This is a genomic window from Curtobacterium sp. WHRI 8282, from assembly GCF_040223925.2.
In the GTDB taxonomy this organism is placed as follows: domain Bacteria; phylum Actinomycetota; class Actinomycetes; order Actinomycetales; family Microbacteriaceae; genus Curtobacterium; species Curtobacterium flaccumfaciens.
Genome location: NZ_JBEHCD020000002.1, coordinates 425,720 through 449,863 on the forward strand (window position 1 = coordinate 425,720; position 24,144 = coordinate 449,863).

At 72.0% G+C, this 24,144-nt stretch carries 21 protein-coding genes; 10 read left to right on the forward strand and 11 right to left on the reverse strand.

From position 1 onward, the window contains the following. Positions 1–79: 79 nt before the first annotated feature. The 4 genes from dapE to ABRP24_RS08355 all read left to right on the forward strand — a co-directional run bounded on the left by dapE (position 80) and on the right by ABRP24_RS08355 (position 3,552). A complete protein-coding gene (gene dapE, locus ABRP24_RS08340) occupies positions 80–1,162 on the forward strand; it encodes a succinyl-diaminopimelate desuccinylase (protein ID WP_027464567.1) in 1,083 nt (360 codons plus the stop codon). After that, on the forward strand, positions 1,147–2,391 hold the full coding sequence (locus ABRP24_RS08345) for a hypothetical protein (protein ID WP_349848056.1): 1,245 nt from the start codon (positions 1,147–1,149) through the stop codon (positions 2,389–2,391). The genes dapE and ABRP24_RS08345 overlap by 16 nt, the downstream gene beginning before the upstream one ends. 147 nt (positions 2,392–2,538) lie before the next feature. Further along, a complete protein-coding gene (locus ABRP24_RS08350) occupies positions 2,539–2,709 on the forward strand; it encodes a DUF3117 domain-containing protein (RefSeq protein ID WP_017887054.1) in 171 nt (56 codons plus the stop codon). Between the two features lie 123 nt (positions 2,710–2,832). Next, positions 2,833–3,552 carry an AAA family ATPase gene (locus ABRP24_RS08355; RefSeq protein WP_349848049.1) on the forward strand — a complete coding sequence of 240 codons (720 nt, stop codon included), beginning with the start codon at positions 2,833–2,835 and terminating at the stop codon, positions 3,550–3,552. Positions 3,553–3,579: 27 nt separating this feature from the next. Here ABRP24_RS08355 and ABRP24_RS08360 read toward each other — a convergent pair whose 3' ends face one another. After that, complete coding sequence (locus ABRP24_RS08360; protein WP_027464569.1) at positions 3,580–4,212, reverse strand: O-methyltransferase; 633 nt, start codon at positions 4,210–4,212, stop codon at positions 3,580–3,582. A 64-nt stretch (positions 4,213–4,276) separates the two neighbouring features. Between ABRP24_RS08360 and ABRP24_RS08365 the strand changes: the two genes are divergently transcribed. Beyond that, positions 4,277–4,645: a twin-arginine translocase TatA/TatE family subunit gene (locus tag ABRP24_RS08365; protein ID WP_027464570.1), complete on the forward strand. Its 369-nt coding sequence runs from the start codon at positions 4,277–4,279 to the stop codon at positions 4,643–4,645. A 99-nt stretch (positions 4,646–4,744) separates the two neighbouring features. Here the strand turns inward: ABRP24_RS08365 and ABRP24_RS08370 are convergent, their stop codons facing one another. The 5 genes from ABRP24_RS08370 to ABRP24_RS08390 all read right to left on the reverse strand — a co-directional run bounded on the left by ABRP24_RS08370 (position 4,745) and on the right by ABRP24_RS08390 (position 10,088). Further along, positions 4,745–6,043: a carbohydrate-binding protein gene (locus ABRP24_RS08370; RefSeq protein WP_035807574.1), complete on the reverse strand. Its 1,299-nt coding sequence runs from the start codon at positions 6,041–6,043 to the stop codon at positions 4,745–4,747. Between the two features lie 163 nt (positions 6,044–6,206). Further along, positions 6,207–7,055: a bifunctional 2-polyprenyl-6-hydroxyphenol methylase/3-demethylubiquinol 3-O-methyltransferase UbiG gene (locus ABRP24_RS08375; protein ID WP_214524998.1), complete on the reverse strand. Its 849-nt coding sequence runs from the start codon at positions 7,053–7,055 to the stop codon at positions 6,207–6,209. Positions 7,056–7,065: 10 nt separating this feature from the next. After that, a complete protein-coding gene (locus ABRP24_RS08380) occupies positions 7,066–8,226 on the reverse strand; it encodes a P-loop NTPase (RefSeq protein ID WP_349848043.1) in 1,161 nt (386 codons plus the stop codon). Continuing rightward, positions 8,219–8,716 carry a DUF1003 domain-containing protein gene (locus ABRP24_RS08385; protein WP_042539423.1) on the reverse strand — a complete coding sequence of 166 codons (498 nt, stop codon included), beginning with the start codon at positions 8,714–8,716 and terminating at the stop codon, positions 8,219–8,221. The genes ABRP24_RS08380 and ABRP24_RS08385 overlap by 8 nt, the downstream gene beginning before the upstream one ends. Before the next feature lie 52 nt (positions 8,717–8,768). After that, positions 8,769–10,088: a magnesium transporter MgtE N-terminal domain-containing protein gene (locus ABRP24_RS08390; RefSeq protein ID WP_027464574.1), complete on the reverse strand. Its 1,320-nt coding sequence runs from the start codon at positions 10,086–10,088 to the stop codon at positions 8,769–8,771. 118 nt (positions 10,089–10,206) lie between these two features. Here ABRP24_RS08390 and ABRP24_RS08395 point away from each other — a divergent pair, with 118 nt between their 5' ends. Then, positions 10,207–11,097: a general stress protein gene (locus ABRP24_RS08395; RefSeq protein ID WP_349848041.1), complete on the forward strand. Its 891-nt coding sequence runs from the start codon at positions 10,207–10,209 to the stop codon at positions 11,095–11,097. A 424-nt stretch (positions 11,098–11,521) separates the two neighbouring features. Here ABRP24_RS08395 and ABRP24_RS08400 read toward each other — a convergent pair whose 3' ends face one another. Beyond that, the gene (locus ABRP24_RS08400; RefSeq protein ID WP_035807774.1) at positions 11,522–11,992 is read right to left on the reverse strand and encodes a GNAT family N-acetyltransferase; all 471 of its coding nucleotides are present in this window, start codon (positions 11,990–11,992) and stop codon (positions 11,522–11,524) included. Positions 11,993–12,007: 15 nt separating this feature from the next. Further along, entirely contained in the window at positions 12,008–13,492 is a 1,485-nt protein-coding gene (locus tag ABRP24_RS08405) for an aminopeptidase P family protein (protein WP_027464576.1), read from the reverse strand. Positions 13,493–13,562: 70 nt separating this feature from the next. Here ABRP24_RS08405 and ABRP24_RS08410 point away from each other — a divergent pair, with 70 nt between their 5' ends. After that, positions 13,563–14,435: a PHP domain-containing protein gene (locus ABRP24_RS08410; protein ID WP_027464577.1), complete on the forward strand. Its 873-nt coding sequence runs from the start codon at positions 13,563–13,565 to the stop codon at positions 14,433–14,435. A gap of 156 nt (positions 14,436–14,591) precedes the next feature. Here the strand turns inward: ABRP24_RS08410 and ABRP24_RS08415 are convergent, their stop codons facing one another. After that, positions 14,592–16,100 (reverse strand): DEAD/DEAH box helicase, encoded by a 1,509-nt coding sequence (locus tag ABRP24_RS08415; protein WP_071246524.1) that lies wholly within the window; start codon positions 16,098–16,100, stop codon positions 14,592–14,594. Between the two features lie 135 nt (positions 16,101–16,235). On the opposite strand from ABRP24_RS08415, the gene ABRP24_RS08420 reads away from it, so the two are divergent. Next, the gene (locus ABRP24_RS08420; protein WP_260678812.1) at positions 16,236–16,952 is read left to right on the forward strand and encodes a ferritin-like domain-containing protein; all 717 of its coding nucleotides are present in this window, start codon (positions 16,236–16,238) and stop codon (positions 16,950–16,952) included. Positions 16,953–17,006: 54 nt separating this feature from the next. Here ABRP24_RS08420 and ABRP24_RS08425 read toward each other — a convergent pair whose 3' ends face one another. Continuing rightward, complete coding sequence (locus ABRP24_RS08425) at positions 17,007–17,303, reverse strand: hypothetical protein (RefSeq protein WP_349848037.1); 297 nt, start codon at positions 17,301–17,303, stop codon at positions 17,007–17,009. A gap of 4 nt (positions 17,304–17,307) precedes the next feature. Beyond that, positions 17,308–17,532: a DUF3107 domain-containing protein gene (locus ABRP24_RS08430; RefSeq protein ID WP_027464581.1), complete on the reverse strand. Its 225-nt coding sequence runs from the start codon at positions 17,530–17,532 to the stop codon at positions 17,308–17,310. Between the two features lie 127 nt (positions 17,533–17,659). Here ABRP24_RS08430 and ABRP24_RS08435 point away from each other — a divergent pair, with 127 nt between their 5' ends. Both ABRP24_RS08435 and ABRP24_RS08440 read left to right on the forward strand, forming a co-directional pair. After that, positions 17,660–20,815, forward strand: a complete 3,156-nt coding sequence (locus ABRP24_RS08435; protein WP_349848034.1) for a PD-(D/E)XK nuclease family protein — start codon at positions 17,660–17,662, stop codon at positions 20,813–20,815. Further along, positions 20,812–24,087 carry an ATP-dependent DNA helicase gene (locus ABRP24_RS08440; protein ID WP_301600364.1) on the forward strand — a complete coding sequence of 1,092 codons (3,276 nt, stop codon included), beginning with the start codon at positions 20,812–20,814 and terminating at the stop codon, positions 24,085–24,087. The genes ABRP24_RS08435 and ABRP24_RS08440 overlap by 4 nt, the downstream gene beginning before the upstream one ends. Positions 24,088–24,144: the final 57 nt, after the last annotated feature.

The window sequence follows — 24,144 nt, forward strand, 5'->3', positions numbered from 1 at the left end:
TCCGGACTGCCGGGGCGGTCGGGTCGCCGACCGTCCGGACTGCCGGGGCGGTGCGAGGGGCGGCCGGTAGGCTGCCCGCATGCCGGAGCACCTCGACCTCACCGCCTCGTCCATCGACATCACCCGTGCCATCTGCGACATCGAGTCGGTGTCCGGCAACGAGCAGGCCCTCGCCGACGCGATCGAGGCCGTGCTCGCACCGCTGCCGCACCTCGAGGTGATCCGTGACGGCGACGCGATCGTGGCGCGGACGAACCTGGGCCGCGACCGCCGGGTCGTCATCGCCGGTCACATCGACACGGTGCCGCTCAACGACAACCTGCCGACCGAGTTCCGGACCGCCGAGGACGGCACCGAGATCCTCTGGGGCCGCGGCACCGTCGACATGAAGGCGGGCTGCGCGGTGCAGCTCAAGCTCGCGTACGACCTGGTCGACCCCTCGGTCGACGTCACGTGGGTCTGGTACGACCACGAAGAGGTGAGCGACGCCCTGAACGGCCTCGGCCGCCTGGCCCGGACGCGACCCGAACTCCTCGCCGCCGACTTCGCGATCCTGGGTGAGCCGTCCGGGGCGCAGATCGAGGGCGGGTGCAACGGCAACCTCCGCGCCGAGATCCGCACGTTCGGCAAGCGCTCGCACAGCGCCCGGAGCTGGATCGGCGACAACGCCATCCACAAGACCGCCCCGATCCTGGCCACCCTGGCCGCGTACGAGCCCCGCACGGTCACGGTCGACGGGCTCGAGTACCGCGAGGGCCTGAACGCGGTCGGCATCAGCGGTGGCATCGCGGGCAACATCATCCCGGACGAGGCGATGGTGCACGTGAACTACCGGTTCGCCCCCTCGCGCTCGGCCGACGAGGCCGTCGCCCACATCCGCGAGCTGTTCGACGGGTACGAGGTCACGATCGTCGACCTCGCCGCCGGTGCCCGCCCCGGGCTCGACGCCCCGCTCGCGCAGGACTTCGTCGCGGCCGTCGGCGGACCGGAGCCCCGTCCGAAGTACGGCTGGACCGACGTCGCACGCTTCTCGGCGCTCGGGGTCCCCGCGGTCAACTACGGCCCCGGCGAGCCGGTCTTCGCCCACCACGACGACGAGCAGGTCCCGGTCGCGCAGATCACCGCGGTCGAGGCCGGGCTGCGTCGGTGGCTGACGGCCTGACGACGGCGGGGGCCACCCGGAGGACCCCTGCTCGGAACCGTTGGCGGGCCCGGTACCGGGTCGTCCCGTGGTGGGTGCGCATCACGGTCGTCTACGTGCTGGCGCGGCTCGTGACCGGTGCCATGATGCTCGCGTTCGCGGGTGTGCAAGCGGCGAACTCGTTCACCGTGCAGAACCCGGGCTACCTGTCGTTCGCGTCGTTCTGGGACGGCGCCTGGTACCGCGTGATCGCCACGGGCGGGTACCCGTCGACGCTGCCGGTCGATGCCGCCGGGCACGTGACCGAGAACGCGTGGGCGTTCATGCCCGCGTACCCGTTCCTGGTGCGCGGGCTCATGCTGCTCACCGGAGCGTCGTTCGAGTTCGTCGCGGTCTCGGTGTCGTTGCTCGCCGGACTCGGGGCCGCGCTGGTGTTCCGCCGGCTCATGGGGCGGTTCCTCGACCCCGCACGGGCGACGTTCGCCACGGTGTTGTTCTGCGTCGCACCGGTGTCCGCGATGTTCCAGGTGGCCTACGCGGAGTCGATGGGCCTGTTCCTGTTGCTCGTCGCGCTGCTGCTCATGGTTGATCGACGGTGGTGGGCGATGCTGCCCGTCGTGCTGCTGCTCGGCATGACGCGGCCGACGGGCCTCGCCTTCGCGTTCCTGGTGGTGCTCTTCGTGGCCGCGTGGGCGATCCGGCCGGCGTGGGTGCGCTCGTCGGAGCCGCTCACCCTCCGCCGACTCGTGCCCCCCGCGGTGGTCGCCACGGTGTCGGGTCTGGTCGGGCTGGCGTGGCCGGCGATCGCGTGGGCGGTCACCGGGGTGCCGAAGGCCTACACCGACACCGAGCTCGCCTGGCGGTCGTCGTACATCGGGTGGAAGGAACTCGTGCCGTTCGCGCCGTGGGTGCAGGGGTTCGGGTGGTGGTTCGGGCAGCCGGCCGGCACGGTCCTGCTCGTCGTCGTGCTCGTCGGGTTCGCGGCGTTCGTGTGCATGCCCGCCGCACGCCGGATCGGCATCGAGCTCCGACTCTGGGGCGTGGCGTACCTCGTGTACCTGCTCGCGGTGTTCTTCCCGCAGTCGAGCACCTGGCGCATCCTCGTGCCGATCGCGCCGTTGCTCGGGATCGTCGCGCTGCCGCGGTCGCGGGTGTACCGCGTCGCCGTCGTCGTCGCGTTCGTCGGGCTGCAGTGGGTCTGGCTGTACTACACGTGGTGGATCGACGGCTACGACTGGACCCCGCCGTGATCGATGCGGGGCTCCGGAGGCCCGTGGTTCCGCGTTCTGCGGAGCATCCGGGCGGCACATCCGACACCCCCAACCTGGGCGGTTTCGCAGTTGCCCCCTCCATACGGGATAATGGGGCTGCATTTACTGCACGAAAGGGGACATCTGATGGCAGCCATGAAGCCGAGGACCGGTGACGGGCCGATGGAGGCTGTTAAGGAGGGTCGACTCATCATCGTGCGGGTTCCGCTCGAAGGTGGAGGCCGCCTGGTCGTCTCGGTCAACGATGCCGAGGCCAAGGAACTCCACGACGCACTCGCTGAGGTCGTCTCGGCCTAGTACGTCGAAGCACCAGAACGGAAGGCCCGGAGCGTGTACGCTCCGGGCCTTCCGTCTGTGCGCTGCCGATCCCGCGGCTGGGGGATCCGCGGCGCTGTCGGTCGGCTCCGGCAGGATGGGGCCGTGCCGAGGACGAGACTGCCGATCCGCCGCGTCGAGGAGTACGCGCCCGACCCGATGCCGCGCGACGTCTGGCCCGCGACGCTCGCGCCCGTGCGGCAGCTGCTCGACGACGGGCTCGACCTCGCTCCGGTGACGGTGCTGGTCGGTGAGAACGGTGCCGGCAAGTCCACCCTGGTGGAGGCGATGGCGCTCGCCTTCGGCATGGGGCCCGAGGGCGGTTCGACGAAGTCCGGGCACAGCACCCGCCCGAGCGAATCGCAGCTCTGCGAACACATCGCCCTGCACCGGGAGCCCGGCGCGGTGCGGTCCGGCTTCTTCCTGCGCGCGGAGACCATGCACGGGGTGTTCACCTACCTCGAACAGCACCCCGGGGGAGCCGAGCCGCTGTTCCACGAGCGGAGCCACGGTGAGTCGTTCCTCGACTTCGTCATCCACCGGTCGCAGTGGCCAGGGCTCTGGATCCTGGACGAGCCGGAGTCCGCCCTGTCGTTCTCGGGGTGCCTGGCGCTGATCGGGCTCCTGCAGTCCATCGTCGAGACGGGTGTCGGCCAGGTCGTGCTCTCGACCCACTCACCCGTGCTCGCCGCGTTCCCCGGGGCCGAGATCCACGAGGTCGGCGAGTGGGGCCTGCGGCGCACCGGATGGCGCGACCTCGACCTGGTGCGGAACGAGCGTGCGTTCCTCGAGTCGCCCGAGCGGTACCTGCGGCACCTGGACTGACCTGCGCGAGCGGCGGCGGGTCGAGCGCTAGTTGGTGACCTTCGTCAGCTGCAGCAGTCCGTCGCCGGCGGGCGACAGCGCGCTGCGCACTGCACCCGAGGTCGACACCTCGGTCAGGAGCAGCCGGAAGTCCGTGGTGGCACGGTCGCGCTTCACCGGGTCGGCCACGCGTCCGCGCCAGAGGGCGTGCGGCACCAGGACGGTGCCACCCAGGCGGGCGAGCCGCAGCCCGTGCTCGACGTACTCGATCACGTGCTCGGGGTCGGCATCGACGAGCACGACGTCGTACGAGGCCTCGTTCATGCGGGGGAGTACCTGGTTCGCCCGACCGGGGATGAGCCGGATCCGTGCGGGAGCGGTGCCGGCGCTGATGTAGGCGTCGCGGGCGAACTGCTGGTGGTCCACCTCGACGTCGATCGTGGTCAGGGTCGCGTTCGGGGCGCCGGCGAGCAGGTACAGGCCGGAGACCCCGAGGCCGGTGCCGATCTCGATGATGCTCGTCGCACGCGAGGCTGCGGCGATGACCGCGATCTGCGCACCGATCGCGGGCGAGATCGCTTCGACCCCGAGTTCCAGGGAGTGCTCACGAGCACGGGCGATCGCCTCGGTCTCCGAGACGATGTCCTCGGCGAACTTCCAGTTCGACTCTTTCTCTGACACGCACACTCCGTTCGGGAGACAACTCTAGAGGTGCAACGCAGCAGCACGCGTTAGGCTCGCTCGCGTGGACATCCCGCTCGACAAGATCCTGATCATCGGGGTCATCGGCGTCCTCTTGCTCGGGCCGCAGCGCCTGCCGATGTACGCCCAGAAGCTGGCCGAGTTCGTCAAGGCCGTCCGTCGGTTCGCCGACACCGCCAAGGAGCGGATGCGCGACGAGATGGGCCCCGAGTTCGACGACATCGAGTGGCAGAAGCTCGACCCGCGGCAGTACGACCCGCGCCGCATCATCCGCGACGCCCTGCTCGACTCCGGCACGAGTGCCGCAGCCGTCCAGACCGCGCAGGTCACGGCCTCGAAGGTGCGCGCGACGGCTCCCGTCGTGCCCCTGGCCGCCGGTGAACCGGCACCCTTCGACGCCGAGGCGACCTGACGCCCGTCACGTCCCCACACGACGGACTGGAGGCCCGGTGCCAGCTGGCACCGGGCCTCCAGTCCGTCACGGGGTCGCGTCGCGACGCCCGGTCCTTCCCTACTTCAGGGCCGCCAGGAAGCGGTCGGTCCAGGCGAGGGCCGCGGTGCCGGCCACCGAGCTGCAGGTGGGTGACGCGGTGCTCTGCGCCGTCGGGCAGGGGGTGTCGCGGTCGAGCGACCAGGTGTGCACGCCCGCGAGCCCGTGGGACTTGGCGTACGCGGCGACGGTGTCGGCGTCCGCGAGGGTGAAGACCTCGTCGGCGGTGTCGTTGACGCCGATCATCGGGGTGACCTCGATCTTCGACGAGGCGATCCCGTAGGTGTGCTGCAGGTTCGTGACCGCCTGGATCGTCGACTGCCCCATCTGACACGTCGACCCGACGATCACGCAGTTGGCCGTGGTCGCGCGTCCGAAGTCCATCGTCATGAGGTTGATCGTGTAGTTCGTGAGCGCCGAGGCCTTGATCGCCTTGACGGTGGCGTCGCCGGTGCTGTTCAGCCCGCCGAACGAACCGTCGGACGCCGCCAGCGTGGCGAGCGTGAACGAGAAGCGCAGGCCGGGGTACTTCGCCTGCGCCAGCGCCGCTGCGCTCACCAGGTTCTGCACGTCCGCGGCGGACTGCCCGCTCTCGATGTCGAAGTCGACGCCGATCATGTGTGGCGAGGCGTAGCGGGCGATGAAGGACTGCAGCGCGGTGCCGGAGCACTTGAACGAGCCTGCGGCGCCACCGGTGCTGACGATGTAGTTCACCCCGGCCGCGTCGAGCTTCGCGATGTTGGCGCTGGCGAACGCGTCGGCGGCCACGCCGCCCCAGTTCTCGCTGCCGCAGGTACCGGTGGCGAAGGCGAGCGTGATGGCCTTGAGGCCGGGCTCCCGCGTCGACACGAGGCTGTTGCTCGACCCGACGACCGGGATCCGCGTGCCGGTGACCGCGGTGTTCATGACGTTCGTGTTCCAGTCGAGGTTCACGGTGATGTCCTTGTACGGGCTGAAGACCAGACCGCTCGCGGTGCCGGTGCTGCCGTTGCCGGGCGTGGTGGTCCCACCGCCGCCAGGGGTGGTGGTCCCGCCGCCGGTGCCGCCGCCGGTGCAGGTGCCGGACGACGTCCACGGCTGGCCGCTGCCGGTCGCACCGGAGTGGGTCGCCGGTTCGTCGCCCTGGGTCCACCAGTTCGCGGTGTAGTTCGAACCGTTCTCGCTGACGGTGGCTCCGCCGTTGTAGGCGGTGCCGGCGCTCCAGGCGGTCGCGCAGGTCGTCGCAGCGAGGGCTGGCGCCGCTGTGAGCGAGCCCCCTGCGACGATGACGGCGGCGATGGTGGCCACGAGGCCCGATCGCACGCGGGTGTTCTGGTTCACACGGTTCTCCTGTCCTCGGTCGGACGTCGTCGTCCGGCGGGTGGAGCCCTCACGTCATATTCCGCAAGGGCATTGTGTAATGCCCTTGCATAATGCGCCGGGGTAGAACGCCCTGTCCATGAACGAACGCACAGGATGCGCCGAACGGACCAGAGGGGCCAGGTCAGTCGCGGGTGGCGACGATCGTGTAGGTGGTCGGCATCCGGTCGCGGTCGTGATCCGGCCAGGCCCACGAACCCGTGTCGGTCTCGACCATGCGGGAGCTGAAGCGCCAGGGCAGGGTCCGGCCCTCGTCGAGCCGTCGGAGTCGCAGCCCGGCACCGAGCAGGGCGTTCACGATCTCGGACAGCGGGTGCGGCCACTCGAAGGTGCGGGTGTTCGCCACCGTGCCGTCACCGGCGTAGGTGCCGGCGTCGTCCCACTGCTGCGCGGTGCCGTCCGGGAAGTACCGGTACCGGGTGACGAGCTCGTCGGCGTCCTCGTCGAGGGCGTACAGCGCCGGGTGGCCGTCGCGGATGAAGAACACCCCGCCGGGGCGCAGCAGGCCGGCGACCTGCGCAGCCCAGCGGTCGAGGTCGGGGAGCCAGCAGATCGTGCCGATGCTCGTGTACACGACGTCGAAGTCGCCGGTGACGGCGGTCCGGGCATCGAGCACGTCCGTCTCGACCCAGGTGACGTCGAGGCCGAGGCGCGAAGCGAGCCCGGCGGCCGAGGCGAGGGCGGCGGGGGAGAAGTCGACGCCGGTCAGCCGGGCACCCTCGCGGGCGAGCGACACCGTGTCGGTGCCGATGTGGCACTGCAGGTGGCAGACGTCGAGGCCCGCGAGCGAGCCGTTCGGCAACCAGGGCGTCAGGGCCGGCAGGTCGTCGCGGACGACGTCGGAGCGGTGGCCGGGGTCGGCGAGGGCGTCGATCGCGTACGCGCCCTCGTGGATCGGCACCCGGTCGTCCCAGTTCGCGCGGTTGGTGGCGCGTGCGTGGTCCCAGTCGACATCGACGTGATCGGTGCTCATGACCCCGAGCCTAGGACAGCGACAACCCGAGCTTCCGGCCGGCGAGCCCGCGTCCCATCGTGGTGATCCGGTCGGCGATCGCAGTCAGGGCCACGGCGGACGGGTCGTCCGGGGCGCCGAGCACCACCGGGACCCCTGCGTCACCGCCCTCGCGCAGCGGCACGGACAGCGGCACGCTGCCGAGCACCGGGACGGGGGCGTCCTGCCCGCGGGAGAGCCGTGCGGCGGTCTCGGCGCCACCACCCTCACCGAACAGGTGCAGCACCGAGCCGTCGGGCTGCACGAGCCCGGCCATGTTCTCGACCACGCCGATGACCCGCTGCCCGGTCTGCCGGGCGACGATCCCGCTGCGCTCGGCGACGTCGGCCGCGGCGGCCTGCGGGGTCGTGACGACCAGGACCTCTGCGTGCGGCAGCAACTGCCCCACCGAGATCGCGACGTCGCCGGTGCCCGGCGGCAGGTCGAGCAGCAGGACGTCGAGGTCGCCGAAGAACACGTCCGTCAGGAACTGGTTCACGGTGCGGTGCAGCATCGGTCCGCGCCACGACACCGCGGTCGAGACGTCGTCGACGAACATGCCGATCGAGACGACCTTCACGTCGTGCGCCACCGGCGGCAGGATCATGCTGTCCACGCGGGTCGGGCGGGGTGCGACCCCGTGCTCGTCGGTCAGGCCCATCAAGCCGGGGACGCTGAAGCCGTGCACGTCGACGTCGACGACCCCGACCCGCAAGCCCCGCCGGGCGAGCGCGACGGCGAGGTTCACGGTGACGGTGGACTTGCCGACGCCGCCCTTGCCGCTCGTGACGGCGATGACGCGCGTGAGCGAGTCTGCGGTGAACTGGACGCCCTTGGGGCGGCCGGCTCGCAGCCGCTCGGTCAGTGCGGAGCGCGTGGCCGGGTCCATCACGGACACGTCGACGTCGACTGCGGCGACCCCCGGGACGGACCCGGCGGCGACGCGGACGTCGCGCTCGATGGTGTCGGCGGCGGGGCACCCCACGATCGTGAGCTGCAGGTCGACGCGCACCGCGCCTCCTGGCTGCACGTCCACGCCGCGGATCATGTCGAGCTCCGTGACGGGGCGGCGGATCTCGGGGTCGATGACGCGGCCGAGCGCGGCGAGGACCGCCGTGCCGAGCTGTTCGTCGGTGGGGACGGCGTCAGCCACGGGTGGAGCTGTCGTGTTCGTCCGCGTAGCCGGCCTCGTCCGCGTCGCGGCGGTCGAGCTCCTCGAGCAGGGAACGGAGCTCGGCGCGGATGAAGTCCTTCGACGCCATGTCCCGCATCGCCAGGCGCAGGGCCACGACCTCGCGGGCCAGGTACTCGGTGTCGGCCAGGTTGCGTTCGGCGCGCTGGCGGTCCTGCTCGAACTGCACACGGTCGCGGTCGTCCTGCCGGTTCTGCGCGAGCAGGATCAGCGGAGCGGCGTACGAGGCCTGCAGCGAGAGCACGAGCGTCAGAGCCGTGAAGCCGATGGCCGCCGAGTCGAACTGCCACGGCTTCGGCGCCAGGGTGTTGTAGCCCATCCAGACCACGCAGAACAGCGTGAGCCCGATGAGGAACCAGGGCGTGCCCATGCCGCGGGCGATGCCCTCGGTCGCGCGACCGAAGGTGTCCCCGCGACCACGGCGGCGGCTGGGGAGCACACGCGTGCGCATGCCCTTCGGGGAGTCGAGCCGGACCTCTTGCCGGTCACGGTCGCGACGGTTGTCATCCGTTCGGGCCACGGGTGGTCCTCCTTCCCGTCGTCACGGGTGTCCTGCGCGGGCGTTGGCGTGGAAGCGGTGAGGGTTCCCCCTCGCCCTGACTTCGCCAGTCGTCCGGCAGGACGTGGTCGAGGACATCGTCGATCGTCACCACCCCGACGAGACGGTGGGCGTCGTCGACCACGGGGACGGACAGCAGGTTGTAGGTCGCCATGATGCGGGTGACCTCGGCGGCGCTCGCGTCGACTCGGACCGGTTCGGTCTGCTGGTCGATGAGCGTGCCGAGCCGCTCGTTCGGCGGGTAGCGGAGCATCCGCTGGAAGTGCACGAGCCCGAGGAACCGACCGGTCGGCGGCTCGTACGGCGGCAGGGTGACGCAGACGGCGGCGCCGAGCACCGGCGCGAGCTCGTGGCGGCGGACCAGCGCGAGGCCCTCGGCCACGGTGGCATCGGCCGAGACGATCACCGGTTCGGTGGTCATCAGACCACCGGCGGTGTCCGGCTCGTACTCCAGGAGCATGCGGACGTCCTGCGCCTCCTCCGGCTCCATGAGCTGCAGGAGGGCTTCACTCCGCTCGTCGGAGAACTGGGCGAGGACGTCGGCCGCGTCGTCCGGCTGCATCTGGTCGAGTACGTCGGCGGCGCGGGCGTCCACCAGCCGGGTGAGGATCTCGATGCGCTCCTGGTCGGGCATCTCCTCGAGCACGTCGGCGAGGCGGTCGTCCGGAAGTTCCTCGGCGACCTCGAACCGGCGCTCGGCGGGCAGGTCGAGCAGCGTCGACGCGAGGTCGGCGGGCAGCAGGTCGGAGTAGGCGGCGATGACGTGCTCGGCGGACTGCGCCTCACCGGGGAGCTCGTCCTCGGTGACCTCGTTCCACGTCGCGAACGTCGTCGGGCCCTTGCCGAACGGCGACGGCGTGGTCTTCGGCTTGCGGAGGAAGAGCTGCGCGACCTCCCAGTCGCCCTGCCCGCGGTCCTCGATCGCGACGTCCTCGATGGTGGCGCGGATCCGTTGGTTCTTGATGAGTACCTTGCGGCCGAGCATCTCCGCGATGACGCGGACCTCGCCGCCGCGCTGCTCGAAGCGGCGCATGTTCACCAGGCCGGTCGTGATGACCTGCCCGGCACCGATCGAGGTGATGCGGCCGATGCTCACGAAGATGCGGCGCTTGCCGGGCACCTCGACGATGAGCCCGACGACGTGCGGGGGATCGGCCCGGCGGTAGACGACCAGGACGTCTCGGACCCTGCCGACGCGGTCGCCCGCGGGGTCGAAGACGGAGCACCCGGCGAGGCGGGCGACGAAGACCTTCGTGGCGCTCACCCGACCAAGCGTAGTCGCTCGGGTGTGGGCGTTCGCGCGCGCCGGTCGGCTGCTTCCGATCGGCTGCTTCCCTGAGAGTGCACGTGCGATTGCAAGGTGTGCGGTGAATGATGGCTGTGTGAGCAATCAGAGCCCCTTCGCCGGCAGGACCGCCCAGGCGTTCCCGACGCTGCCCAAGGGCGACGTCCTGGGAACGTACGACAGCTACCCCGACGCGCAGCGCGTGGTGGCGAAGCTGGCCGAGGCCGACTTCCCCGTCAACCAGCTCTCGATCGTCGGCAACGACCTGAAGACGGTCGAACGGGTCACCGGCAAGATGACCTACGGCCGTGCCGCCATCGCCGGCGCGCTGTCCGGTCTGTGGCTCGGCATCTTCTTCGGCATCGTGCTCACGCTGTTCTCACCGAGCGCCGGCGGCCTGATCCTGGCGGCCGCGATCATCGGTGCCGCGTTCGGCATGCTCTACGGCATCGTCTCGTTCGCGATCACGAAGCGGCAGCGTGACTTCACGAGCGTGCACCAGGTGCTCGCCACGAACTACCAGATCGTCGTCAACCCGCAGCTGACCGGGCAGGCGCAGCGGATCCTCGGCGAGCACGGGGCGACCCCGTCCACGCACTGGAACGACGCTCCCCAGCAGCAGCAGCAGCAGCAGCAGCAGCAGCAGTGGCGTCCGGGCCCCGGTGGGGTCCCGCCGCAGCAGCAGTCGCCGTACGGCGGGCACGCCACGCCGCACCAGCAGCCGGGAGGCCCGCAACACCCCGGCACGTCGGCCCCCGGCGCGCAGACCGGTGCGCCTTCGGGCCCGCCGCGCTACGGCACGAACGACGGACCCCGGTACGGGGAGACCCCCGAAACGGCCGCCGCCCCCGCGGCCCCGCCGGTGCCGGAGCGTCGACCCGAGGAGCCGCCGCGCTACGGCGAGCGAGTCGTCGGTGCCACGCCTCCGGAGCCCTCGTCCTCGCCGGACGCCCAGCGCGACGGCGACGGGGACAGCGACCGCCGCTAGTCGCGAGCGTCGGGTTGTTCGACGCGCGGCTCACGTCCGGCTAGGTGGCACGAAGTGTCGCCGCCGAGCACCGCGCGCGGCGCTTCGGGCTACCGCAGCGGCGGAGTCCGGGGCGGTGCTGGCGGTGCTGGCGGTGCGGGCGGTCCGGGTGGTCGCAACACCCCGCGCGCACGGCGTCGAGCGGTCAGAGATCGTCGTTCGGCGCCGGCCCAGACGACGCTTCGTGACCGCTCGGCCTCGGGCAGACGGCACGTCGTGACCGGGAGCCGTGCGGGCCCCGGGCGCGGCAGAGCAGCCCCGGCACGGTGCGGCATCGCCCGGCACGCGTGGCTCGGCGTCGCCCGGCACGGCGTCGCCCGGCACCACACCGGACGGCATCGCGTGCCACAGCACCGCCCGGACTCGCGGGGCAGGCTCGGTCCGGCTAGAGGACCTTCGAGTAGCAGACCGACAGGGGCGCCCCGACGTAGGGCCCGAAGTTCGCGATCCGCCGGAACCCCTCGCGCTGGTAGAAGCCGACGGCACGCTGCTGCGCTGTGCCCGTCTCGAGGACGAGCGCCGGGGACCCGAGGTCGAGCGCGGCCTCTTCCAGCCGTCGCAGCAACGCGGACGCGACGCCGGACCCGCGGGACTCCGGTCGGACGTACATCCGCTTGATCTCCGCGATGCCGTCATCGACGATGCGCAGGCCACCACATCCCAGGGGAGTACCGGACTCGTCCCGCGCGACGAAGAACACCGCGATCGACTCGGCGGTCGGCTTCTCACCCGGCTCGGTGTCGCCGCCGTGCGCCCGGTCGATCTCCAGTCGCTGGGCGGCTCGGAGTCGCTGGGCGTCGGGGGAGTCGAAGTGCTCGACCTCGATCGCGAAGGTGTTCGGGGAGGCCTCGGGCATGGTCACCCGATCAGGCTAGCTGCCCGAGCGGGCGATCCACCCCTCCACTTCCGAGGGGGTCCGGGGGATGCCGACGGACAGGTTCTCGGCGCCGTCCTCGGTCACCAGGATGTCGTCCTCGATGCGGACACCGATGCCGCGGAACTCCTCCGGCACGGTCAGGTCGTCCTGCTGGAAGTACAGCCCGGGCTCGATCGTGAAGACCATGCCTGCCTGCACGGTGCCGTCGAGGTACATCTCGCGGCGGGCCTTCGCGCAGTCGTGCACGTCGAGCCCGAGGTGGTGGCTCGTGCCGTGCACCATGTAGCGGCGGTGGAACTGGTTGTCCGGCTCGAGCGACTCGGCGGCCGAGACCGGCAGGAAGCCCCACTCGGCGGTCTTCCGCGCGATGACCTCCATCGCGGTGGCGTGCACCTGGCGGAACGTGATGCCCGGCTTGACGATCGCGAACGCGGCGTCGGCGGCTTCGAGCACGGCTTCGTAGACCATGTGCTGCACGGGCGAGAACGTGCCGCTCACCGGGAGCGTGCGGGTGATGTCGGCGGTGTAGAACGAGTCGACCTCGACCCCGGCGTCGATGAGGATGAGGTCGCCCGGCTGCACGGCGCCGTCGTTGCGGGTCCAGTGCAGGATGCAGGCGTGGTGGCCCGAGGCGGCGATGGTGTCGTAGCCCACGGTGTTGCCGTCCGCGCGCGCCCGGCGGTTGAACGTGCCCTCGACGATGCGCTCACCGCGCGGGTGCGCGAGCACGGCGTCGAAGTCGCCGATGACGTCGTCGAACCCGTGCTTCGTGGCGTCGACGGCCTTGCGGAGCTCACGGACCTCGTACGCGTCCTTGACGAGTCGCAGCTCGGACAGGTCGCGGGAGAGCAGGTCGTCGGTGGCCGGCGACCCCTCGGTCTCGTCCGCGCCACCGATCGCCGCGCCGATGCGGGCGTCGAGGGAACGGGTCAGGTCGTCGTCGGCTTCACGCACGAGCAGCGCCGACGCGTCGAGTCCATCGGCGACGGCCGTGAACGCCCCGAGGTCGGCGGTGGCCAGCCCGAGGTCGGCGGCGACTGCGTCGAGCGAGGGGCGCGGACCGACCCAGAACTCCCCGATCTCGGGGTTGGCGTAGAACTCCTCCGAGTCGCGGCCTGCGGTGGCGCGGAAGTACAGCGTGGCGTCGTGCCCGGAGCCGTTCGGCGTCATCACGAGCACGGAGCCGACGACGGTGTCCGTGCCCCAACCGGTCAGGTGGGCGAAGGTGGAGTGCGGGCGGAACGGGTAGTCGCAGTCGTTCGAGCGGACCTTGGCCTGCCCGGCCGGCACCACGATCGTGCGGCCCGGGTGCAGCTCGGAGATGCGCGCGCGACGCTCGGCGGCGAACGCGGCCTGCTCGCGGGGCTCGGGCTGCGCTTCCGAGCGCTCGGCCCACTGCGACCCGATGAAGTCCTTGAAGGTCGAGGACCCGGGGGTCGTGGATCGGTTGCTCGTCGCGCGGGGAGTCGTGTCGGCCATGCGTCCATCATCGCACCGCCCGGGGACACCCGGCCTGTGCGGCCGCTCACCTGTGGATAGCATTGGCCACGTGCCAGACCCGTTCATCGACCTGCACGCGCACTCCAGTGTCTCCGACGGCACCGAGCGTCCCGCGGAGCTCGTCCGAGCGGCCGCGGCCGCCGGACTCGACGCCGTCGCGCTGACCGACCACGACACGACCGCGGGGTGGGCGGACGCCACGGCCGCGGCGCACGAGCTGCCCCTGACCCTGCTGCCGGGCCTCGAGCTGAGCACCCGGATCGGCTACCGCAGCGTGCACGTGCTCGGCTACCTGGTGGACCCCGAGCACCCCGGACTGGTCGAGGAGACGACCCGGATCCGCGACGGCCGGCTCTCCCGCGCGCACCGCATGGTCGACCGCATCGCCGAGGACCACCCGATCACCTGGGCGGACGTCCTGGCCCAGTCCAGCCCCGGTGCCACGATCGGCCGTCCGCACATCGCCGACGCCCTGGTCGCCCGCGGGCTCGAGTCCGACCGGTCCGCGGCGTTCCGCGGCATCCTGCATCCGGCATCCGGCTACTACGAACCCCACGAGGCGCCGTCGCCCCTGCGCGGCGTCGAACTCATCCGGCAGGCGGGCGGCGTGCCCGTCATCGCGCACCCCGCGGCGTCCTCGCGCGGGATCGTCATCGACGAGCCGATGCTCCGCGACCTGGTCGACGCCGGGCTCGGCGGGCTCGAGGTCGACCACCGCGAGAACCTGGCACACGGCAAGCGCACCCTGCTCGACTGGGCGACGCGCTACGGCCTGTTCGTCACCGGTTCGAGCGACTACCACGGCACCGGCAAGCCGAACCGGCTGGGGGAGCACCGCACCGCACGCGTCTCGTTCGACGCGATCGTGTCCGAGGCCACCGGCAGCGCCCCGGTCGTCGGCCCCGGTTCGCGTCTGGCCTGACGGCCGACCGAACGGCTGGCCACCGAGTCTTCGGCCTGGCCGACAGTCCACGCGTCGGCGTCCGCGTGAACTGTCGCTGCGCGCATGACGCCGGTCCGCGGGTGGAGACGACGAAGGGCCCGTCGCGTCAGCGACGGGCCCTTCGGTCTGGAGGCGCTACTCGCCGTCCGACGTACCCTGCGGTGCCGAGGCGGTCGCCGAGGCATCGCCGGTGCCGGCTCCGCGACGGCGGCGACGACGACGACGCTTCGCGGCGCCGTCGGTGGTGGAACCACCTTCGACGGCCGAGCCGTCCTCGGTGCCCGCCGCGGCGGTGGGGGCGACCGACTCGGTGGCCGGAGCCTGCGGGGCGGACTGCTCCGAGCCTCCTGACCGGGTGCGGCTGCGCGACCGCGAGCGCGACGCGTCACGCGAACCCGAGGCCGGGCGGTCGCTGCTGCGCTTCTCGACGGGAGCGCCGGCCGAGGCGGCGTGCGACGACGAGCCGGGCAGGCGGCCCTTGGTGCCCTTGGGGATGTCGAGTTCCTCGAACAGGTGGGGCGACGACGAGTAGGTCTCGACGGGCTCGGGGATGCCGAACTCGAGGGCCTTGTCGATCAGCGTCCACTTGTGCAGGTCGTCCCAGTCGACGAACGTGACCGCGATGCCGGTCTTGCCGGCGCGGCCCGTGCGGCCGGCACGGTGCAGGTACGTGTCCGGGTCGTCCGGGATCGTGTGGTTGATCACGTGCGTGACGTCGTCCACGTCGATGCCGCGGGCAGCGACGTCGGTGGCGATGAGCACGTCACGCTTGCCGGCCTTGAACGCCGCCATCGCGCGCTCGCGCTGCTCCTGGTTGAGGTCGCCGTGCACCGCTGCGGCGTTGAACCCGCGGTCCTTCAGCTCCTCGACGAGCTTCGCCGCGGCACGCTTGGTGCGGGTGAAGATCACGGTCTTGCCGCGACCCTCGGCCTGGAGGATGCGGGCGATGACCTCGTCCTTGTCCAGGGAGTGCGCTCGGTAGATGAGGTGCTTGATGTTGGCCTGCATGAGGCCCTCGTCCGGGTCGGTCGCCCGGATGTGCACCGGACGGCTCATGAACCGGCGGGCGAGGGCGACGATCGGCGCGGGCATCGTCGCCGAGAACAGCATCGTGTGACGCACCTCGGGGACGGCCTGGAAGATGCGCTCGATGTCCGACAGGAACCCGAGGTCGAGCATCCGGTCGGCCTCGTCGAGCACCACCTCTTGCACGTGGGAGAGGTCGAGCAGACGCTGCCGCTGCAGGTCGATGAGCCGCCCGGGCGTGCCGACGACGATCTGGGCACCGGCCTTGAGCTGCTCGACCTGGCCCTCGTAGGCCTTGCCGCCGTAGATCGAGACGACCGTGGTCGGGCGGTTCGAGGCCGCGAGCTCGAGGTCCTCGGTGACCTGGACCGCGAGTTCACGGGTCGGGACGACGACGAGCGCCTTCACGCCGTGCGCCGGGTCGGCACCGAGTCGCTGGATCAGCGGCAGGCCGAAGCCGAGCGTCTTGCCGGTACCCGTCTTGGCCTGGCCGATGATGTCCTGGCCGGTCAGGCCGAGCGGGATGGTCTGTTCCTGGATCGGGAAGGGCTCGATGATGCCCTTGCCGGCCAGCGCATCGACGATGTCCTGGTCGATGTTGAGGTCTGAGAAAGTCAAAGAATCACCTTAGTTCTGGTGGAAGTCCCGGCCAGTCTACCGACGGGCGCGTGGTCCGGGGCGCTCCGGGGTGCGTCGGGGCGTCCCGGCGGGCGACCGGCGGGTGCCACGGGACTCGCCCTCTATGCTGGTCGGGTGGTCTCGTGGTGGAACCGGAAGCGCGCGGCGCAGCTCGCTGCAGCATGGCTCGCGTCGCGGAACCCGCGCGGAGCCGCGCAGGTCAAGCGGCTCGCGCTCGACGACGTCACCCCGGAGCTCGACGTCTACCTGGGGCAGGCCGCGTACCTGCAGCTCTCCGTCTACGAGACGATGGGACGAGCCGGTGCTTCGGCACCGACGCTCTCCGGCCGTCTGGTCACCGGGGTCCTCGCGACCACGGCGCTCGAGCGGCACCGCACGATCGTGGCCGAGATCGAACGCAGCGGCGGAGACCCGGCGGCGCTGATGGCCCCGCACCGCGAGGCGATCGACCTGTTCCTCGAACGGACGAGCGGTGCCGACTGGTACGAGTCGATGCTGACCGGCTACGTGACGGCCGGCATCCTGAACGACCTGTTCGGCAACCTGCTCCGCTCCCTGCCGATCGACGTGCGGCAGCGGCTGCGTTCGGTGTTCGACGCGCGCGAGGAAGCAGCGGTCGTCGAAGAACTGACGGCCCACATCGAGAACGACCCGCGGATCGGTTCTCGCCTGGCGATGTGGGGACGGCGCCTGGTGGGCGACACCCTGCTGGTCGCCCGGTCGGCGCTGGCGTCGCACGCCCGCGAGGACCAGGAGCGGCTCGAGCCGGTCTGGACCGAACTCATCGCCGCCCACACCCGACGGATGGACGCGCTCGGCCTGACGGCCTGAGCGGTCAGGCTGCTCGAGCGTCAGGATTGCTCGACCGTCAGGATTGCTCGAGGGTCAGGCGCCGCGCGTCTTGAGCTGCTCGTAGTACTCGGCGTCGCGCTTGTCGCGCTGCGTGCCGAGGAGCCACTCGACGATGAGGACGACCACGCCGGACCCCACGAGGGCCACGACCCAGATCCAGGTGCCGTCGTACCGCCACCCGGCCCAGGTCAGCGCCTCCCAGAGGACGGCTGCGGCGATGCCGCCGACCGAGGGGCCGACGAGCACGCCGCGGTTCGACCGCCACGGCAGGATCACGTGCGCGACCGCGCCGATGATGACGCCGCCGAGGACGGCGAAGAGCAGTTCCACGTCGTCAGGCGACGAAGCCGATGCGCCGTGCCTCTTCCGCGCCGACCTCGACGTACGCCAGAGCCGAGACGGGGACGATGAACCGACGGCCCTTGTCGTCCTGCAGCGACAGGTGCGTCGACTGCGCGGTGAGCGCCTCGGACACGGCCTTCTCGACCTGGTCCGCGGTCTGGGCGGTCTCGAAGGCGATCTCGCGGGGGCTGTTGATGATGCCGATCTTGATGTCCACGAGCACAGCGTATCCGAGCGGTCCCGTGCGGTATCGGGCGTTCGCCGCGGGCGCACTCGACGGCGCGACGACCGGTGCCCCGCGCGTCCGCAGCGGTGCTGTCGGCGGTCCTGGGTACCGTACGAGCGTGCCGCAGACCACGCTGATGCCCGCTCCCGAGGACACCGGGTTCGCGCGCGCACTGGTCGACGACTCCTCGCAGGCCGCTGTGCTCGCGCTGCCGGACGGCCGTCACGCCGCGGTGATCGGTGCGCCGGGCAGCGGCAAGACGACCACGCTCGCACGGCTCGTCGCCGATCGGCTGGCCCGACCTGGCGCGATCACGCCCGACGGCCACGCGACGGTCCTCGCCCTGACCTCGGCGCGGACGGCTGCAACGGCGCTGCGTGACCGGCTCGCGCGGGTGGTCGACCGGGTCGTGCCGGGTGCCCTCGCACGCACCGTGAACTCACTGGCGTTCCAGATCGTCACCCACGCGGCGTCGGTGCAGGGGCAGGAACCCCCGACGCTGCTGACCGGTGGGGAGCAGGACCGGATCATCGCCGACCTGCTCGCCGGGCACGAACTCGACGGAGCCGGACCGGCCTGGCCCGACCCGATCACCTCCGTGGTCCGGGAGCGAGCCGGGTTCCGCACCGCCCTGCGCGACGTCATGATGCGTGCGGTGGCCGCCGGCGTCGAGCCCGACGACATGCGGGAACTCGGCGACGAGCTCGGACGGCCCGAGTGGCGGGCCGTCGGCGACTTCGTGGACGACTACCGGGCATCGGTCACCGCGTTCCGGCCGACCGGGCTCGACTCCGGTGAACTCGTGGCGTACGCCACCGCCGCGGTGCTGCGGCACGAGCTCCCCGCCGGCATCGCCGCCCTGCGCCTGGTCGTGGTCGACGACACGCAGGAACTGGTGGAGGGCGAGATCGCCCTGCTCGGGGCGCTCGCGCGCTCCGGCGTGCAGGTGGTGGCCTTCGGCGACCCGGACATCGCCGCCTCGGCGTTCCGCGGCGCCGAACCGGACGTGCTCGGTCGACTGGCCGTGCGACTCGGGGTCGACCGTGTCGACGAACTGTTCCTCGGCGCGGTGCACCGGCACCCCGCCCCGGTCCGCGCCCTGGTCACGGGCGTCACGGGTCGCATCGGCACCGCGGCGGCCGGCCGTCAGCGCAGCGCGTCGGCGGGCGACCATGATGCTCGGTCCGACGCCGTCGTGCACCTCGAGGCCGCCAGCCGGTCCGCGCTCGTCGTGGCGATCGCCCGTCGACTGCGCGAACACCGCCTGCTCGACGGCGTGCCGTGGCACCGGATGGCCGTGGTCACCCGCAGCGGTGCTGCCATCCCCGAACTCGTCCGGGCACTCTCCGTGGCCGAGGTCCCGGCGACCGCCGGTGCCGCGCCCGTCCGTCCGCGCGACGACTCCGCGGCGCGGGCGCTGCTGGACGCGGCTGCGGTGGCGCTCGACGTCCTGCCGCTCGACGCCGCCCTGGCCACCGCGTTCGCCACGGGGCCCCTTGGTGGCCTGGACACCCTGGCGATGCGTCGGCTCCGGCTCGCCCTGCGGCGCGAGGAGCTCGCGGGCGACGGCAGCCGCACCGCCGACGAACTGCTGGTCGATGCCCTGGGCGCACCGGAGCGCCTGGCGACGGTGGACGCCGGGTTCGCGCGACGCGCGACCCGGCTGGCCCGGAGCCTGGTGCAGGCGCGTGCCGACGCCCAGGCGGGATCGAGCATCGAGGAGATCCTCTGGGGCCTCTGGGAACGCAGCGGTCTCGCGAAGTCGTGGGGTGCCCAGTCCGCCGCCGGTGGGGTCGGCGCCGGGGAAGCCGACCGGCACCTGGACGCCGTCGTCGGCCTGTTCACCGCCGCCAAGCGCTTCGTCGAGCGCACGCCGGACGCCCCTGCGCGGGTCTTCGTCGACGACCTGCTCGGCGCCGACCTGCCAGAGGACTCGATCGGCCCCGACCGGACCGCCGGCCGGGTGCGGGTGCTGACGCCGTCGGCGACGATCGGACTCGAGTGCGACGTGGTCGTGGTGCTCGGTCTGCAGGACGGCGTCTGGCCCAACACCCGGGTGCGCGGCAGTCTGCTCGACCCGGACGGACTGGTCCGCGCTGCTGCCGGGGTCGAGCGTTCGCCCATCGACGACCGTGCCGCCGTGGTCGCCGACGAACTCCGGCTGTTCGCCCGGGCCGTCTCGCGCGCCACCACCCAGGTCGTCATCGGCACGGTCGCGAACGACGACGAGTCGCCGTCACCCTTCGTCCGACTCGTCCCGGTGCCGCCGGACCGTCAGCCGACCGTCCACCCGCTGTCCCTGCGTGGGCTCGCCGGGTCGTTGCGCCGCCGGGTGGTGGGCTCGGGCGATCACGAGGCCGCGTCCGCGCTGGCCCGCCTGGCCGAGGCCGAGGTACCCGGTGCGGCTCCGGACGAGTGGTACGGGCTCGCCGAACCGACCACGGACGACCCCCTGGTCGACCTCGACGCCGAGCCCGCGCCCGAGGTCGAGGGCGGCGAGCCGGTCGCTCCGGCCGTGTCGGTGTCGCCGTCGCGCATCGGCACCTTCGAGGAGTGCCCGGTGCACTGGTTCGCGCAGACCTTCGGCGGCGGTGCCCCGAGCCCGGTGATGGGCATCGGCACGATCGTGCACGAAGCGATGGAGCACGCCACCGAGATCGACGTCGAGTCGCTGTGGGAGCGGGTCGAGGCGCGGTGGGACGAGCTCACCTTCGAGTCGCCCTGGGTCGCCGACCGCGAACGCGCCCGGACCCGGCGGATGATCGAGGGGCTGAGCGACTACCTCCGCACCTTCGCCAGTGCCGGCCGTCGACTGCTCGGCGCCGAGACCTCGTTCGCGCTCGTGACCGGCCCCGCCCGCATCCGGGGGAGCATCGACCGCATCGAGGTCGACCCCGAGGGCCGTGTCAGCGTCGTCGACCTGAAGACGGGCCGTTCGATGCCCAGCGAGAAGAACGACATGCCGGAACACCCGCAGCTCGGCGCCTACCAACTCGCGGTCGAGGACGGCGCGGTCGAGGGCGTGCCGGCGGGGTCTCCGATGACGGACGCCCGGCTGGTGTTCGTCCAGAACCCTCGCGGCGGACAGGCGTACTCCGAGCGGACGCAGCACGCGTTCGACGCCGAGGCACGGGAGGCCTACCGCGAGCGGTTGCACGGGGTGGCACGGGGCATGGCCGGCCGGACGTTCGTGGCGAACGTGGACGACCACTGCGAGAAGGCCCGGACCGGGGTCGAGTGCCGGATCCACGTGGTGGCGGAGGTGACCTGGTGAGCGACACCGCGGACACGACCGACACGACCGGCACAGCTACTGCGGCCGACACGGCTGCCGCTGCTCCGCCCGTCATCCGGCACGGCGCCGACGCCATCGCCGACGCCCTCGGCCGCCCTCGTCCCACCGCCCAGCAGCGTGCCGTCATCGAGTCGCCGCTCGTGCCGGCGCTGGTCGTCGCCGGTGCCGGCAGCGGGAAGACCGAGACGATGGCCTCGCGCGTCGTCTGGCTGCTGGCCAACGGACTCGTCCGACCCGACGAGGTCCTCGGGCTGACCTTCACCCGCAAGGCCGCCGGCGAACTCTCCGTCCGCATCAACGACCGCATCCGCGCGCTCGAGGACGTCGGGCTGATCACCCCCGGGGACGCCTTCGAAGCGCCCACCGTCTCGACGTACAACGCCTTCGCCAACGCGGTCTTCCGCGAGAACGCCCTGCTCGTCGGGCGTGACGGCGAGTCCCAGGTGCTGACCGAACCCTCGGCCTGGCAGCTCGCCCGTCGGGTCGTGGTGGCCGCCCGCGACGACCGGCTCGCGGGACTCGACCGCGACGTCGACACCCTGACCGCAGCCGTGGTGGCGCTCGCCGGTGCCACCTCCGAACACCTCGTCGAGCCGGAGGACCTCCGCCGGTTCGCGATCGAGTTCTCGGAGCTGCTCGAAATCCCCGGCAACCGCGGCAAGCCGTACAAGGCGATCACCGACGCGGTCGCCGCGATCGGCGCCCTCGAACCCCTGGCCGACCTGGTCGCCGAGTTCCGGCGGCAGAAGGTCGACCGCGGGTTCGTGGAGTTCTCCGACCAGATCGCCCTCGCGCTCGCCGCAGCCGAGTCGGCCCCACGCGTCGTCACGGACCTGCGGAGCCGGTACGGGGTGGTGCTCCTCGACGAGTACCAGGACACCTCGGTGGTGCAGACCCGGTTCCTCGCCCGGCTGTTCCGCGGGCACTCGGTGATGGCGGTCGGCGACCCGCACCAGTCGATCTACGGGTTCCGCGGTGCGAGTGCCGCGAACCTCGCCCGGTTCCCGCACGACTTCGGCGGCGACGAACCCGGCGTGGCCGAACCCGTGACCTTCGCGCTGTCGACCAGCTGGCGGAACCCGGTGGACGTGCTCGCGGGGGCGAACGCGATCGTGGCACCGCTGTCCGAGGCGTCCGAGGTCGACGTCGAACGGCTCTCGCCCCGGCCGGGCGCGGACGCCGGCACCGTGCGGGTGGTGTTCCCCGAGACCCTGCCGGACGAGGCCGACGAGGTCGCGGCGTGGTTCCAGGACCACCGCCGTCAGGACCCGACGGGCTCGATGGCGCTGCTGCTGCGCGCGCGGAAGGACCTCGCGGCGTTCACGGCGGCGCTCGGTGCCCGCGGGGTGCCGTACCACGTGCTCGGCACCGGCGGACTGCTCCAGCGCCCGGAGATCGTCGACCTGGTGGCGTGCCTGCGGGTGCTGCACGACCCGGCGGCCGGCAACGACCTGATCCGGCTGCTCGCGGGTGCACGGTGGCGGGTCGGTGCGGCGGACATCGTCGCCCTGCACCAGCTCGCCCGGTGGCTGTTCCAGCGCGACCACACTCAGCAGCGGCTCGATGACGACCTGACCGCGGCGTTCCGGGCCTCCGTTGCCGCCGGGGAGCACGGGTCGATCGTCGATGCGCTCGACTTCGTGGCGACCGCGCCCGACGAGCACGGCGCGCTCGAGGGCATCACCGCCGCGGGTCGCAGCCGGATGCGTGCGCTCGGCGGCCAGCTCGCGATGCTCCGGTCACGCGCGGGGAGCGACCTGGTCGACTTCGTGACGCTCGTCGTGCAGGAGATGCGGCTCGACATCGAGGTCGCCGCCCACGAACAGGGGAGCGGCGCCTACCTCGACGCCTTCATCGACGAACTCGCCGGCTTCGTCTCGACCGACGACCGCGCCGACCTCGGTTCGTTCCTCGGGTGGATCGACGCCGCAGCCCGGCGTGACGACATGGGCCCGCGTTCCGAGGAGCCCGAGGCCGGCACCGTGCAGATCCTGACGATCCACGGGTCGAAGGGGCTGGAATGGGACGCCGTCGCGGTGCCCCGGATGGTCGAGGGCGGACTGCCGGCACGCCCGCAGGAGGGCTCGTCCGGCTGGCTGGGGTTCGGCCGGCTGCCGTACGAGTTCCGGGGGGACGCCGCCGAGCTGCCACGACTTGCCTGGCGCGGGCAGGAGACCCAGAAGGACGTCACGACGGCGATCGACGCCTTCAAGGAACAGGTGAAGGCCCGCAACGAGGACGAGGAACGCCGGCTCACCTACGTCGCCCTGACCCGTGCCAAGCACGACCTGCTGGTGTCCGGCTCGTTCTGGGCCGGCGGGGTCCGACCCACCGAGCCGAGCCGCTACCTGCGCGACCTGGTGGACGCCGGCGTCATCGACGGTGCGGCGATCCCGGAGACGACGGTGCACGACGAGAACCCGATGGGGGAGAGCGGCGCGACCCAGACCTGGCCGCACGTGCCGTTCGGGCAGCGTGCGCCGCGGGTCCTGGCCGCCGCGGAGCGGGTGCGGAACGCGAACCCCGGAGCGGCGGGGCGCTTCGCCGCCGACATCGACCTGCTGCTCGCCGAGCGGCACGCCACCCGGAACGCGAAGCACGCGGTCGCCGTCCCGCACCGGGTGCCGGCGTCGGGCTTCAAGGACTACCTGACCGAACCCGACTCCGTCGCCGAGCGGCTCCGCCGGCCGATGCCGGAGCGACCGTACCGCGCGACCCGGCTCGGCACGCTCTTCCACCAGTGGGTGGAGCAGCGTGCGCGCAGCGGTGGCGCGCTCGAGACCCTCGACGTGTGGGACGGGGAGCTCGACCTCGATGCCGACGACCTCGCCGATGCGTCGCCGGACGCCGTGGTCACCGACGACGACGCCCGTCGACTGGCGGACTTCCAAGCGACGTTCGCCCGCTCCCGCTGGGCCGGGCTGACGCCGATCGAGGTCGAGCGCGAGATCCACATCCCGTTCCTCGGGCACAGCGTCGTCTGCAAGCTCGACGCCGTGTACGAGATCGACGGGCGTGCCGAGGTGGTCGACTGGAAGACGGGCAAGGCACCGTCCGGTGCGGACGACCTGGCCCGACGCACGCTGCAGCTCGCGCTGTACCGCGTCGCCTACGCCGAGTTCACCGGGCGGCCGCTCGACCAGGTCGACGCGGTGTTCTACTTCGTGGCCGACGACCTCGAGGTCCGTCCGACCGAGTTGCTCGACCGCGCCGGACTCGAGCGTGCGTGGTCCGAGGCCATCGGCAGCTGACGTCCCGCGGAAGGCGCGTCGCGCTCGTGTCGTGCTCCGCCCGTGTCGCGCTGCGCG